At 64.8% G+C, this 12,237-nt stretch carries 14 protein-coding genes; 4 read left to right on the top strand and 10 right to left on the bottom strand.

Annotated features, from left to right (window positions below):
• Window positions 1-8: 8 nt before the first annotated feature.
• Window positions 9-767, bottom strand: a complete 759-nt coding sequence (gene cobM / locus ILFOPFJJ_RS02630; protein ID WP_173509017.1) for a precorrin-4 C(11)-methyltransferase — start codon at window positions 765-767, stop codon at window positions 9-11.
• Between the two features lie 35 nt (window positions 768-802).
• Window positions 803-2,047 carry a precorrin-6y C5,15-methyltransferase (decarboxylating) subunit CbiE gene (gene cbiE / locus ILFOPFJJ_RS02625; RefSeq protein WP_246299450.1) on the bottom strand — a complete coding sequence of 415 codons (1,245 nt, stop codon included), beginning with the start codon at window positions 2,045-2,047 and terminating at the stop codon, window positions 803-805.
• Here cbiE and ILFOPFJJ_RS02620 point away from each other — a divergent pair.
• A complete protein-coding gene (locus tag ILFOPFJJ_RS02620) occupies window positions 2,016-2,801 on the top strand; it encodes a cobalt-precorrin-6A reductase (protein ID WP_173509015.1) in 786 nt (261 codons plus the stop codon). The genes cbiE and ILFOPFJJ_RS02620 overlap by 32 nt on opposite strands.
• Here ILFOPFJJ_RS02620 and ILFOPFJJ_RS02615 read toward each other — a convergent pair.
• From ILFOPFJJ_RS02615 to ung, 6 genes are all read right to left on the bottom strand, one after another.
• Window positions 2,780-3,544, bottom strand: coding sequence for a precorrin-3B C(17)-methyltransferase (locus ILFOPFJJ_RS02615; RefSeq protein WP_173509014.1), 765 nt, complete (start codon window positions 3,542-3,544; stop codon window positions 2,780-2,782). The two genes, ILFOPFJJ_RS02620 and ILFOPFJJ_RS02615, sit on opposite strands and share 22 nt — an antisense overlap.
• Entirely contained in the window at window positions 3,541-4,293 is a 753-nt protein-coding gene (locus ILFOPFJJ_RS02610) for a precorrin-2 C(20)-methyltransferase (protein WP_173509013.1), read from the bottom strand. Before ILFOPFJJ_RS02610 ends, ILFOPFJJ_RS02615 begins: the two co-directional genes overlap by 4 nt.
• Window positions 4,290-4,922, bottom strand: coding sequence for a precorrin-8X methylmutase (locus tag ILFOPFJJ_RS02605; protein WP_173509012.1), 633 nt, complete (start codon window positions 4,920-4,922; stop codon window positions 4,290-4,292). Before ILFOPFJJ_RS02605 ends, ILFOPFJJ_RS02610 begins: the two co-directional genes overlap by 4 nt.
• Before the next feature lie 2 nt (window positions 4,923-4,924).
• Window positions 4,925-6,301, bottom strand: coding sequence for a precorrin-3B synthase (gene cobG / locus ILFOPFJJ_RS02600; RefSeq protein WP_173509011.1), 1,377 nt, complete (start codon window positions 6,299-6,301; stop codon window positions 4,925-4,927).
• A 128-nt stretch (window positions 6,302-6,429) separates the two neighbouring features.
• A complete protein-coding gene (gene cobF / locus ILFOPFJJ_RS02595; protein WP_173509010.1) occupies window positions 6,430-7,200 on the bottom strand; it encodes a precorrin-6A synthase (deacetylating) in 771 nt (256 codons plus the stop codon).
• A gap of 121 nt (window positions 7,201-7,321) precedes the next feature.
• A complete protein-coding gene (gene ung / locus ILFOPFJJ_RS02590) occupies window positions 7,322-8,029 on the bottom strand; it encodes a uracil-DNA glycosylase (RefSeq protein ID WP_173509009.1) in 708 nt (235 codons plus the stop codon).
• A 199-nt stretch (window positions 8,030-8,228) separates the two neighbouring features.
• Between ung and modA the strand changes: the two genes are divergently transcribed.
• From modA to modC, 3 genes are all read left to right on the top strand, one after another.
• Window positions 8,229-9,017, top strand: coding sequence for a molybdate ABC transporter substrate-binding protein (gene modA / locus ILFOPFJJ_RS02585; protein WP_173509008.1), 789 nt, complete (start codon window positions 8,229-8,231; stop codon window positions 9,015-9,017).
• 110 nt (window positions 9,018-9,127) lie between these two features.
• Window positions 9,128-9,820: a molybdate ABC transporter permease subunit gene (gene modB, locus ILFOPFJJ_RS02580; protein ID WP_173510134.1), complete on the top strand. Its 693-nt coding sequence runs from the start codon at window positions 9,128-9,130 to the stop codon at window positions 9,818-9,820.
• Complete coding sequence (modC, locus tag ILFOPFJJ_RS02575) at window positions 9,817-10,890, top strand: molybdenum ABC transporter ATP-binding protein (RefSeq protein WP_173509007.1); 1,074 nt, start codon at window positions 9,817-9,819, stop codon at window positions 10,888-10,890. The genes modB and modC overlap by 4 nt, the downstream gene beginning before the upstream one ends.
• Window positions 10,891-10,926: 36 nt before the next feature.
• Here the strand turns inward: modC and ILFOPFJJ_RS02570 are convergent, their stop codons facing one another.
• Together ILFOPFJJ_RS02570 and ILFOPFJJ_RS02565 are read right to left on the bottom strand one after the other, a co-directional pair.
• A complete protein-coding gene (locus tag ILFOPFJJ_RS02570; protein ID WP_173509006.1) occupies window positions 10,927-11,319 on the bottom strand; it encodes a winged helix-turn-helix domain-containing protein in 393 nt (130 codons plus the stop codon).
• Window positions 11,320-11,375: 56 nt separating this feature from the next.
• Complete coding sequence (locus ILFOPFJJ_RS02565) at window positions 11,376-12,113, bottom strand: SDR family oxidoreductase (protein ID WP_173509005.1); 738 nt, start codon at window positions 12,111-12,113, stop codon at window positions 11,376-11,378.
• Window positions 12,114-12,237: the final 124 nt, after the last annotated feature.

The raw sequence follows: 12,237 nt of genomic DNA, 5'->3' as shown, positions 1-12,237 counted from the left end.
ATCGCGCTCTACTCGCGACCGCGAAAACGGCGCTGGTAGGCGGGATCGTAGAGCGAGCTTTCGCGGAAGTCCGCTGCTTCGAGACCGGGACCGACGAAGATCAGCGCGGTGCGCTCGATCGGCTCGACCGCGACCCTGTCCGCAATATCGCCGAGCGTGCCACGCACAACGCGTTCATCCGGCCACGACGCCTTGACGACGATCGCAACCGGGCAGTCGGCGCCATAGAGCGGCGTCAACTCTTCGACCACCCGTTCGAGTGCGTGGATGGCAAGGTGAATCGCGAGCGTCGAACCCGTGGCGCCGAATGCGGCGAGCGTTTCGCTGTTCGGCATCGGCGAGGCACGGCCGGAAACACGGGTAAGCACCAGGCTTTGCGCAACGGTAGGAATCGTCAGCTCCCGGCCGAGCGTTGCAGCGGCAGCGGCGAAAGCCGGCACACCGGGCGTCATGGTATAGGCGATGCCATGCTTCTCGAGCCGGCGGATCTGTTCGGCGACCGCGCTCCAGACGGAAAGGTCGCCCGAATGCAGCCGCGCCACATCCTCGCCCGCCTCTGCGGCGCGGACATATTCCGCTTCGATCTCGTCGAGCGACATCGGCGCTGTATCGACGATGCGGGCGCCCGGCGGACAATACTGCAGAAGCTCGGGCGAGACGATCGACCCGGCATAGAGGCAGACCGGGCAGCGGCCGATCAGGTCCCTGCCCCTGACAGTGATCAGGTCTGCCGCACCCGGGCCCGCGCCGATGAAATGAACCGTCATATTCTATCCTCTCAAAATTTTGCTCAGGCCCCGGATCACGATGGTTTTACCCAGGACCATTGCGTGACCGGCATGGCCGGCCGCCAGCCGGTCATCGTCCCGATCGGCGAAGCCCGGGCGATATCGATGCGGATCAGCGAGCCGCCAAGCCGCGCATGGTGTGCGATGAGAACGGCCTCCATCTCCGTCGTCACAGCATTCGCCACCAGCCGGCCGCCCGGGTGGAGCGCGGCGATCGCGGTATCCATCACCCCGGGCTCGCTGCCGCCGCCGCCGACGAAGATCACCTCCGGCGACGCGAGCTCGCGAAGAGCCCCGGGCGCCTCACCCTCGACCACTGTCAGCCCGGGCACGCCAAAGCGCGCCGCATTGCGGCCGATCCGTGCCGCCCGCTCGGGCGAGGCCTCGATGGCGATGGCGCGCATCGCCGGATCCGCCAGCATCCATTCGATGGCGATGGAGCCGGAACCGGCACCGACATCCCACAACAGCTCGCCCTTGCGCGGAGCGAGCGCCGAAAGTGTCAGCGCGCGCACCTCGCGCTTGGTAATCTGGCCGTCATGTTCGAACAGGGCATCGTCGAGACCGGCGGCGAGCGGCAACACCCGCGCGTCCGCATCGGCAACGACTTCAATGGCGCAGACGTTCAAGGGATGCACATCTTCAAGGGCAAAGCACGATGCGATGTGCCGCGAGATACGTTCGCGTTCTCCGCCCAGCGCCTCCAGAACGGTAAGCCGCGACTGACCGAACCCGCCGTCGCAAAGGAGTGCGGCAAGCGCCTTCGGACCGTCCTCGTCGGATGTCAGCACCAGAACACGTGCGCCCGGCTGCAGATGCGGCCGGATGAGGTCGAGCGGCCTTCCGTGCAGCGAAACGGTTGCCGCGTCCTGCAAAGCCCAACCGAGCCGTGACGCCGCAAGGCTGAAGGACGACGGTGCGGGAATGGTTCGCATTTCCGCGGCATCGATCCGTCGCGCGAGCGTCACGCCGACGCCAAAGAGGAACGGGTCGCCGGAGGCGAGCACGACGACCGGGCTGCCCCGTCGCGCAACGATCGCTTCGACGGATTTTTCGAAGGGGCTCTGCCAGATGTGGCGCTCGCCCGTTATCAGGGCGCCTGCGAGCTCGATATGGCGGGCGCCGCCGAAAACGACCGGCGCAGCCGCAATCAGCCGCTTGGCCTCTTCGCCGAGACCCGCTACACCATCCTCACCGAGCCCGATGATCACCAACCAGGGAGCGACAATGACCGAAGCGCTGTTCGATACGTCAGCCATTGGCAGACCTCGCATTCTGATCCTTGGCGGCACGACCGAGGCGAGGCAGCTCGGCGAGCGCCTTGCAGCCGATCCTCGCTACGATGCGGCCATCTCGCTCGCGGGCCGCACCGCAGACCCGCGCCCGCAGCCTCTGCCGACCCGCATCGGCGGCTTCGGCGGCGCGGAAGGACTTGCCGCCTTCCTGAAGGCAGAGATAATCGCCCTGCTGATCGATGCGACGCATCCCTTCGCCGCCCGCATTTCTCACAATGCTGCTACGGCGTCGGAAACCACCGGAACGCCGCTCCTCGCGCTTCGTCGTCCCGCCTGGGAGCGTAAACGCGGAGATCGCTGGACGCGCGTTGAAAGCGTGGCCGAGGCCGTGTCCGCGCTCGGTGACGCCCCGCGCCGCATCTTCTTGGCGATCGGCCGGCAGGAGGCGTTCCACTTCGAGAAGGCCCCGCATCACAAGTACGTCGTCCGCAGCGTCGATCCGGTGACGCCACCGCTCGCACTGCCCGACGTCACCGCGATTCTCGCCAGCGGCCCCTTTGCGGAAGCAGACGAGATCGACCTGTTCCAGGAGCATGGTATTGAGGTCGTGGTCGCCAAGAACAGCGGCGGCCGCGCCACCTACGGCAAGATCGCCGCGGCGCGCAAACTCGGTATCGAGGTGATCATGATCGAGCGCCGCAAGCCCGCCGACGTTCCGTCGGTCGGCAATTGCGATGAGGCGCTCGAACGCATTCATCAATGGCTTTCCCCGGAATAGGACCGCGGCGTGTAGACGAGATCCGGCTTGCCGTCACGGGGGACGATCCGCGTTTCCGGCGAACCGATGATCACGCAGGTCGCCATATCGGCGCGATTGGCATCGGCTTCGCCGAGCGGCATCACTGTGATGCGCTCGTCCGGCCGACCAGCCGCCCGGCCGAAGATGACCGGGACGTGAGGAGGCAGAACGGTCCGAAGAACGCCGAAGGCTTCGCCAAGCTGCCACGGCCTTGCCTTGCTGATCGGGTTATAGAGGGCGATCACCAGCCCGGCCTCGGCGGCAAGCCGCAGCCTTTTCGTGATCACCTCCCAGGGCTTCAGGTTGTCGGACAGTGACATGGCACAGAAGTCATGGCCGAGCGGCGCACCGATGCGGGCGGCGACCGCAAGCATCGCGGTCACGCCCGGCGTGATCACCAGATCGATCTGCCGCCATTCCTCCGGTCCCTTGTCGATCGCCTCGCAGACGGCGGCCGCCATCGCGAAGATGCCCGGATCGCCACCCGAAACGACGCAGACATCCGCTCCCGCCGCAGCGCGGGCAAGCGCCGCCTGGGCCCGGTCCAGCTCCTCGCGATTGTCGGAGGCGATGCGGCGCTGATCGGCCCTGAGGTTCAAACGGTCGAGATAGGGACCGTAGCCGAAGAACTCGGTCGCGGCGGAAATCGCGTCCCGTGTCTCGGGCGTCATCTGCGCCGGATTGCCGGGACCCGTGCCGACGATGAAAAGCCTGCCGGTCATCGCCTGTCCTCCCGGGGCCTATCCTTCCAACCGGGGACGAGCACCAGCGAAAAATAAGGAGCCTCGTCGTCCGGCTTCTCGCCGAGCGGAATCATCGCGGCGTTCTTCATGGTGCCGCGCTCGACATAGATGGCCCCGCCGAGCCGGCCTGCGGCGGCAAGCGCCCGGCGGATTTTTGGCAGGTTGCGGCCGACCTTCATGATGACAGCGGCTTCGGTATCGGCAAGGCGGCGCTGAAGCTCGCCCTCGCCCATCGTGCCGGGCAGCACGGAAAGAACGTCGTCGCCCTGCACCAGCGGCAGCCCCGCGGCCGACCAGCAACCGGACATGGCGGTGATGCCCGGAATGACCTCGACCGGGAAACGGCCGGCGAGCCGCACGTGCAGATGCATGTACGACCCGTAGAAGAGCGGGTCGCCTTCGCTGAGCACCGCGACTGTCCGCCCGGCCTCAAGATGCACCGCGACGGCGTCTGCGGAGGCATTGTAGAAATCAGTGATCTGGCTCTTGTAGGCGCGGTCGTCTTTGTCGATCTCGATCGTCACCGGATAGTAGAGCGGCAACTCGATAAGATCCGGCTTCAGCAGGCCCTCTACCACCGCGCGGCCATTGCCGTTGCGTCCTGCCTTGGCGAAAAAGGCGACCACGTCGGCTTCGCCGAGCGCCCGCACTGCCTTCACCGTCAGAAGTTCGGGATCGCCGGGGCCGGTGCCGACACCGATCAATCTGCCCATCTCGACCGCGCTCACAGGCCCGGCCTCGCGAGAGAGTTGAGCGCCGCGGCGGTCATCGCGCTGCCGCCGAGACGGCCGCGTACGATCGCGAATGGAACGCCATAGGAATTCTCGGCGAGCGCATCCTTCGATTCCGCCGCACCGACGAAGCCGACAGGCATGCCGAGGATCGCCGCCGGCTTCGGCGCACCGTCGCGCAACATTTCCAGCAGGTAAAAGAGCGCCGTCGGTGCGTTGCCGATGGCGACGACGGAACCGGCCATCCGTTCGCCCCAAAGCTTCAATGCGGCCGCCGAGCGCGTATTGCCGATCTCGGTCGCAAGCGTCCCGGTGCGCGGATCGCGAAGGGTGCAGATGACATCGTTGCCTGCCGGCAGCCGCGCCCGCGTCACCCCATGCGCCACCATTTCCGCGTCGCAGAAAATCGGCGCGCCGTTTTTCAATGCGGTCCGCGCGGCAGAAACGAAATCCGGCGAGAAGACGAATTGGCGCGCGGCCTCGACGGAGCCGCAGGCATGCACCATGCGTACGGCGAGATCGGCCTCCTCTTCGGAAAAGCCGGAAAGATCGGCCTCCGCCCGGATGATCGCAAAGGAACGCTCATAGATGGCGTTGCCATCGCGGATATAATCGTAGTCCGGCATTTCTATCCCTGTTCAAACGCTGCGGCGATGCGCGCGACCCCGAGCCGTGTAAGACAGGACCGCGCCGATTCGCCAGCGTCTTTGTTTTCCCTGACCAGCGCACCGAGATGCGCTAGCGCGGTTTTTATACCATTCGCATCCGTGTAGGCGCTCGGCGCGACGGAAGCAGTACCATTTACGACAAGCGCATATCCTGATGGCGCACCAACAAGCGTCAGCTCCGACGATGACGGTCGCGCGCATCCCTTGGGACAGCCGGAGAGATGAACGGTCATCGAACCGTCGAGCAACTCGGGCGCCGCCTCGACCATCAGCCGTGCCACGACCTTCGTCTCCATCAGCGCCGAGGCGCAGGCTCCCGTACCGGCGCAGGTGGCAATATGATTGCGCGGATCATCCGGGGCAATGCGGAGACCAAGAGAAGACGCGAGCCGCTGTGCCGTCGCGGCCGCCTCGCGGTCGAGTCCGAGCACGAATAGGCCATGGCCCGGTGCGGGCCGGATCTCCGTCGCACCCAATTCCTCGGCTTTACGCAGGAACGCCGTCAGGCTGGCCGCATCCGCTTGGGCGTAGGCGAAACCGACGCCAAGCACTGTTACGCCATCGGCCACCACGTGCATGCCGGCAACCGGCGTGGCCGGCTCCGTCTCCAGGGTCGGCCTCGCCGGCCGGCGCTCTTCGCCCGCCAACTCGTTTCTTATCGCCTCCGCGTCGAGATCACGGCCGCGCGCGCTGTCGCCGATTGCGGCGAGCCTGCCGAGAACGGCCAAGAGGCTGGGAATCGTTTCGCGCGTATCGAGCAGCGCGACGGACCGCGCCGTGCGAGCGGTCCCACCGAGGGAAAGCAGCCAGGCTACGCCGTCATCCGCTTTCACTGCCTTGAGACGCAAGTCGGCAACGATGTCGTCGAGGTGAGCGCGGCCGCCGCCGTCGATGATGATCGAGAGCTTCGGCGCGAGCGTGAAAGGCGGATCGAGCGCGGCGATCGCTTCGCGCAACGCCCGAGCAAGCGGACGTGGATCCACGACCTCATCCGCATCGACCCCGGCAAGCGCTGGCGTTTCGATCGCGACGCCTTCGGCAATCGCAATGCCTGCCTCGCCGATTGCCGACGCGAGGCCGGCGACGGTGACGGCGGTCAGGCCTCGGACCTGCAGATTGCCCCGCGCGGTCACTTCCAGAATTCCGTTACCGAAGCGCTCGGCCGCCGCGGCAAGTGCCCGCAACTCCCCAAGCGTCATGCTGCCGGTCGCCGGGCGTAGGCGCACCAGCAATCCATCACCGGTCTGCATCGGTTTCGCGAGCGACGGACAGGCGCCCCGCCGCATGGCGGCGTCGGGAGCGGTCCCGTCGGATCTGGGCATGGCACAGCTTGTCATCGCGTTGGTCAATTCTCCCGGCAATAGGGCAATGGTCCCCCTTTCGATGGACGCTATATCACAGCCAAGCGCCTTGAGAGAGATCAAAGGGGAGGTGATGGTCCCCAATCCCGCGGCACGCACGCCTGCTATTCGTCGAAATCGGCGCCCTTGCGCAGGAGATAGATGTCCATGATCCAGCCGATGCGCTCGCGCGCCTCGGCGCGCGCCTTGAGGATCTCGTCCTTCACTTCGGCAAGAGGTCCGGAGATGACGATCTCATCCGGCGTGCCAAGATAGGCGCCCCAATAGATTGCGGCATCCGGGTCTTCGATCTTGTGGAATGCTTGCTCCCCGTCGAGCATGACGACGGCAGTTTCGCTTTTATCCGGGAAGCTTTCGGCAAGCCGCCTTCCGGTAGTGATCTCGACAGGCTTGCCGACGAGATTGAGCGGGATGCGGTGGCTGGCGCAGAGTGCCTGCAGGCTGGTGATGCCGGGAACGACATCGAAGTCGATAGCCACATGTCCCCGCGCCCTGACGCGTTCCACGATGCGGATCGTGCTGTCGTAAAGCATCGGGTCGCCCCAGACCAGGAAGGCGCCGGTCTGGTCTTCAGCAAGTTCGCCAAGCAGCAGTTCCTCATACGTTGCGGCGATGCTGCCGTGCCAGTCGTCGACGCTGCCGCTATAGCTCCGCCCCTCGGTCTGGCGCACCGGTACCGCGAACTCGACGGTACGGCTGTCGCTCCGCGTCACATAACGCGCACAAATGTCGCGACGGACCTCGGCAAGTTCGGTCTTCTTCGCCCCCTTGGTCGGAATGAAGAGCACGTCAGCCTTGTTGAGGGCGTTGATTGCCTGAATGGTCACGTGTTCGGGATTGCCCGCGCCGATGCCGATGATCAAGATATGCCGCATAATCTTCCGCCTGCTTCTCGCGCTGCGCCTTATGTGCAGTCTTTCGCCGATCGCAGGCGGCGACGCAAGGTTTGTCAGCGACAGGCGGGGGCGACGCAGCGCCAGACGCCAGCAACTAAACTCAGCGGCCGTCGGCAACCTCAGGGTTTTCCGGTAATCGCCAATCTATCGGATCGAAGCCCCTCGAAACGAGGAAAGCATTGGCCTTCGAAAAATGCCGGCAACCGAGAAAGCCCGAATGGGCCGAAAGCGGCGAAGGGTGCGGCGCCTTCAGCACCAGGTGTCGCGACTGATCGACGAAGGCCGCCTTCCTTTGCGCGTAGGAGCCCCACAGCATGAAGACGACGGGCTGCCGTTGCTCGTTGACCGCCCGAATGACCGCGTCAGTGAAACGCTCCCAGCCCCGCCCCTGGTGCGAAGCCGCTCGTCCCCGTTCGACCGTGAGCACGCTGTTCAAAAGCAGCACGCCCTGCCGCGCCCAGCTCTCCAGGAAGCCGTGGCGAGCGGGCGGAATGCCGAGATCGTCCTTGAGTTCCTTGTAAATGTTGACGAGCGACGGCGGCGTGCGCACGCCGGGCCGCACGCTGAAACAAAGCCCGTGCGCCTGCCCGTCGCCATGATAGGGATCCTGCCCGAGGATAACGACGCGGACCTTGTCGAGCGGCGTAAGATCGAGCGCGCGAAAATATTCGCTGCCTCTCGGGAAGATCTGTCGGCCGCCGTCCTTTTCCCCCAGCAGGAACCGCTTGAGGTCGCCCATATAGGCGCTTGAGAATTCCGGGGCCAACGCGGCCTTCCAGCTGTCCTCGATCCGGATGGTCGGTTCCATATGTTGTCGAGCCTCGTTTCGCTTCGACCGGAAATTTAAGCAGTTGAGCGGGCGCCGCAAGCGGTCCTGCGGGATTTCATTTTTCGATTCACCGTTCTGATCGGAACTCCCGAGGAGCATTGTATTTCTGCAGATATAACGCTAACCAGGAGAATAGATCCGTTATATCCTCAAATATCGCGACCGGACGGAGGCACGCATGCGGAGAGGACGAAGAATCTGGCTCAAGGGACTCGCGCTGACCTTGTGCGTCGCCTTGACAGGCGCGACACCTGACCCTGCGCAAGCGGCAGAAAGGATAACCGTCTTCGCAGCGGCGAGCCTGAAGAACGCGCTCGATGCGGTCAACGCCGAATGGCAGAAGGAAAGCGGCAGGCAGGCAACCGCTTCCTATGCCGCAAGCTCGGCGCTTGCAAAACAGATCGAACAGGGCGCGCCGGCGGATGTTTTCATTTCGGCCGACCTCGCCTGGATGGACTATCTTGCCGACAAGAAGCTGATCAAGGCGGACACCCGCGCCAACCTCGTCGGCAACCGCCTCGTCCTTGTTTCCGCAAAGCCCGATGCGCAAACGGTCGATATCAAGCCCGGTTTCGATCTCGCCGGTCTCCTCGAAAACTACCGCCTGGCGATGGGTGCGGTCGACTCGGTTCCCGCCGGCAGATACGGCAAGGCGGCACTGGAAGAACTCGGGGTCTGGCCGGCAGTCGCACAGAAGGTGGCGGGGGCGGAAAGCGTGCGCGCCGCTCTTCTCCTGGTATCTCGCGGCGAGGCCCCCTATGGCATTGTGTACCGGACGGACGCGGCCGCCGATCCCGGTGTCAAGGTGGTTGGCACGTTCCCGGAGGACAGTCATCCTCCCATCATCTATCCGATAGCCATTACGGCCGACAGCAAGAACACCGACGCAGCCGCCTATCTTGCATTCGTCACGTCGGCCAAGGCTGCGGCGCTCTTCGAGGCCGAGGGTTTCACGGTGCGGAAATAAGCGCGAAGCAACTCACGCAAGCACCCTCGCGTGAAATCTCGATAGATTTGCGCAGGTCATGAGGGTGTCGTGGCGCAGGACTTTGACGGGAGATTTGACGCTTGGACTGGATGGCATTGAGCGACGCGGAGTGGACGGCAGTCCGGCTTAGCCTGCGCGTCGCCACGGTCGCGATGTTAAGCAGCCTGCCGCTGGCATTGCTGGCCGCCATGGTCCTTGCGCGTGGGCGCTTCTGGGGCAAGTCGGTCCTCAACGGCCTCGTACATATGCCGCTGGTGCTGCCGCCGGTTGTCACCGGCTTCGTGCTGTTGCTTCTCTTCGGCCGCCGCGGACCGATCGGCGCCTTCCTCGCCGAGAATTTCGGCATCGTCTTCTCCTTCCGCTGGACGGGTGCCGCACTTGCCTGTGCGGTCATGGGCTTTCCGCTGATGGTGCGCAGTATCCGGCTGTCGATCGACGCAGTCGACCGCAAGCTCGAGGACGCCGCCGCCACGCTCGGCGCCGGACCGGCATGGGTGTTCCTGACTGTGACATTGCCGCTGATCCTTCCCGGCATCATCGCCGGCATGATCCTCTCCTTCGCCAAGGCGATGGGCGAGTTCGGGGCGACGATCACCTTCGTCTCCAATATTCCGGGCGAGACGCAGACGCTTTCCTCCGCGATCTACACTTTCACTCAGGTTCCAGGCGGCGATGCCGGAGCGATGCGCCTCGCTGTCGTCTCGGTCGTCATTTCCATGGCGGCACTGATGCTGTCGGAGATTTTCGCGGCATTCGCGGCAAAGCGCTCGGTGACGGCATGAGCCTTGAGGTCGAAGCCCGCCACCGGGTCGGTGCCTTTACGATCGACGCCGCGTTCACCTCCGACGGCAGCGTCACGGCGCTCTTCGGCCGCTCGGGCTCGGGCAAGACCTCGCTGATCAATATCATCGCCGGACTTCTCCGCCCCGATAGCGGCCGGATCGTCCTCGACGGAGACGTGATTGCAGATAGCGGACGGCGGATATTCACGCCGATCCACCGGCGCCGCTTCGGTTATGTCTTCCAGGAAGCGCGGCTTTTCCCGCACATGAGCGTCCGCAAGAATCTCGCCTACGGACGCTGGTTCGCCGGCGCGGAAAAGTCCGCCTCGCAGTTCGGGCGGGTCGTCGAAATGCTCGGCATCGGCCACCTGCTCGACCGTCGTCCCTCGACGCTTTCCGGCGGCGAACGCCAGCGCGTCGCCGTCGGCCGTGCGCTGCTCGCCTCTCCCCGCCTGCTACTGATGGACGAACCGCTCGCCGCGCTCGACGAGGCACGAAAGGCGGAGATCCTGCCTTATCTGGAGCGGCTTCGTGATGAAACGAGAATTCCGATCGTCTATGTCAGCCATTCGGTCGCGGAAGTCGCCCGGTTGGCTGAGCGCGTCATCGTGATCGAGAACGGTCGGGTCAAGGCATCGGGCGCTGCGGCCGCCGTCCTCAGCCAACCGGCCGCAGCGCATGCGATGGATTGGCGTGAGGCCGGCGCGCTGCTCGAGGGCGTGGTCGAGAGCCACGACAGCACACACAATCTGACGGTCGTCCGGGCGGGACAATGTCTCGTGCGCGTGCCGCAGCTCTTCGTTCCGCCGGGCCACAGCGTGCGCCTGCATATCGCGGCGCGCGACGTCATGCTGGCCACCGTGCGTCCCGAAGGCATAAGCGCGCTCAACGTGTTCGAGGGAACGGTCATCGATCTCTCGCCCGATGAAAAGGGCAGCATCGACGTTCGCGTGCAGTGCGGCGGCAACGTTATTCTCGCCCGCATCACCGCTCTGTCACGCGACGCGCTCCAGCTCGCACCTGGGAAACCCGTTCACGCGATCATCAAGACCGTGGCGCTCGATCACTGAGGGCGGATGAGGCCCGGCTTTCGCTCGCGTCTTGCCTCACTTGTCCGAAACCGTTTCCGTCACAGAAACAGCATTGGGATCGCGAACGGCCTCGAGCCAGTCGAGGTCATCCTCGATTGCCGCGCAAGCCTTTGCCTCCATCGCCCGGAAGCGCTGGATCAGCATTTCGCCGAAAGCCGTGACAGCGGCACCGCCCCCTTGCTTGCCGCCGCGCTGCGATTCCACCGAAGGCTCCTTGAACATCCGGTTCAAGGCATCGACGAGCAGCCAGGCGCGCCGGTAGGACATGTCCATCGCACGCCCTGCGGCGGAAATCGAACCGGTTTCGCGGATGAGCTCCAGGAGCATGATCTTGCCGCGTCCAAGGCGCTCGCCGGGCGGAAAGTCGATACGCAGGACCGGGCGGAGTTTGCTGTCTTCGTCACGCATGCGGCGAGCATAGAGTCTCGGCCAAAGTTCTGGAAGTCCGGCCGTATTGCGCGGTGTCAGAGACTCATGCCGCCGTCGATCACATGCACCTGGCCGGTCGTATAGGCAGAAATATCGCTGCCGAGATAGACGGCGAGCGCTGCGATCTCGGCGGGAGTCCCAAGACGCCCCATCGGCTGGCGCGCGATGAAGGCGGCGCGCGCCTGCTCGTAGTTGCCCTGAGCCTTCATCCGCTCCTCAAGTGAGGGGGATTGGACCGTACCCGGTGCGATGGCGTTGCAGCGGATGCCCTTGCTGATGAAATCGGTCGCGACCGACTTGGTAAGGCCGACGACCGCCGCCTTGCTCGCCGAATAGACGAAGCGGTTCGGCACGCCCATCGGAACGCCCGCCACCGACGACATATTGATGATCGAGCCGCCGCCTTTTTCGATCATGCCGGGAAGGAAGGCGCGGATCATCCGGAACATGGATTTCACGTTGAGGTCGAAGGCGAAGTCGTAGTCCTTTTCGCTCGCCTCGAGGATCGAGCCGGAGTGGACGAATCCGGCGCAGTTGAAGAGAACGTCGATGGCGCCGGTGCGCACTGCAAACGCGGCGACCGCCTCTTCGCTGAGCACGTCGAGCTTCGCGATCTCGATGCCCTGCGCCGCAAGTTCGCGGAGTTTTTCCTCATTGACGTCGGTCGCAATGACAGAGGCGCCCTCGCGGCTGAAAGCCTCGGCTGCCGCGCGGCCTATGCCTTGCGCCGCCGCCGTGATCACCGCCCGCTTTCCCGCCAGAAGCCCGCCCATGTTTCCTTCCCCATCCGTGTTGCACCCGCGGACCCTGGGTTCCGCGTCCTGCTCGCCAAGAGACATCGGAGCCCGCCGATCTGTCAAGCAATCGAAGTGTATTTTTATCGGAAAAAGACAGATA

The organism is Sinorhizobium psoraleae (assembly GCF_013283645.1).
Taxonomy (GTDB): Bacteria; Pseudomonadota; Alphaproteobacteria; order Rhizobiales; family Rhizobiaceae; genus Sinorhizobium; species Sinorhizobium psoraleae.
The sequence above is the reverse complement of the archived record's forward strand: the minus strand, read 5'-3'. Positions and strand labels throughout refer to the sequence as shown.

Coding starts and splice junctions, on each gene's coding strand:
- cobM (WP_173509017.1), bottom strand. CDS start 767: ATGACGGTTCATTTCATCGGCGCGGGCCCGGGTGCGGCAGACCTGATC.
- ILFOPFJJ_RS02620 (WP_173509015.1), top strand. CDS start 2,016: ATGACCGAAGCGCTGTTCGATACGTCAGCCATTGGCAGACCTCGCATT.
- cbiE (WP_246299450.1), bottom strand. CDS start 2,047: ATGGCTGACGTATCGAACAGCGCTTCGGTCATTGTCGCTCCCTGGTTG.
- ILFOPFJJ_RS02615 (WP_173509014.1), bottom strand. CDS start 3,544: ATGACCGGCAGGCTTTTCATCGTCGGCACGGGTCCCGGCAATCCGGCG.
- ILFOPFJJ_RS02605 (WP_173509012.1), bottom strand. CDS start 4,922: ATGCCGGACTACGATTATATCCGCGATGGCAACGCCATCTATGAGCGT.
- cobG (WP_173509011.1), bottom strand. CDS start 6,301: ATGACAAGCTGTGCCATGCCCAGATCCGACGGGACCGCTCCCGACGCC.
- cobF (WP_173509010.1), bottom strand. CDS start 7,200: ATGCGGCATATCTTGATCATCGGCATCGGCGCGGGCAATCCCGAACAC.
- ung (WP_173509009.1), bottom strand. CDS start 8,029: ATGGAACCGACCATCCGGATCGAGGACAGCTGGAAGGCCGCGTTGGCC.
- modA (WP_173509008.1), top strand. CDS start 8,229: ATGCGGAGAGGACGAAGAATCTGGCTCAAGGGACTCGCGCTGACCTTG.
- modB (WP_173510134.1), top strand. CDS start 9,128: ATGGCATTGAGCGACGCGGAGTGGACGGCAGTCCGGCTTAGCCTGCGC.
- modC (WP_173509007.1), top strand. CDS start 9,817: ATGAGCCTTGAGGTCGAAGCCCGCCACCGGGTCGGTGCCTTTACGATC.
- ILFOPFJJ_RS02570 (WP_173509006.1), bottom strand. CDS start 11,319: ATGCGTGACGAAGACAGCAAACTCCGCCCGGTCCTGCGTATCGACTTT.
- ILFOPFJJ_RS02565 (WP_173509005.1), bottom strand. CDS start 12,113: ATGGGCGGGCTTCTGGCGGGAAAGCGGGCGGTGATCACGGCGGCGGCG.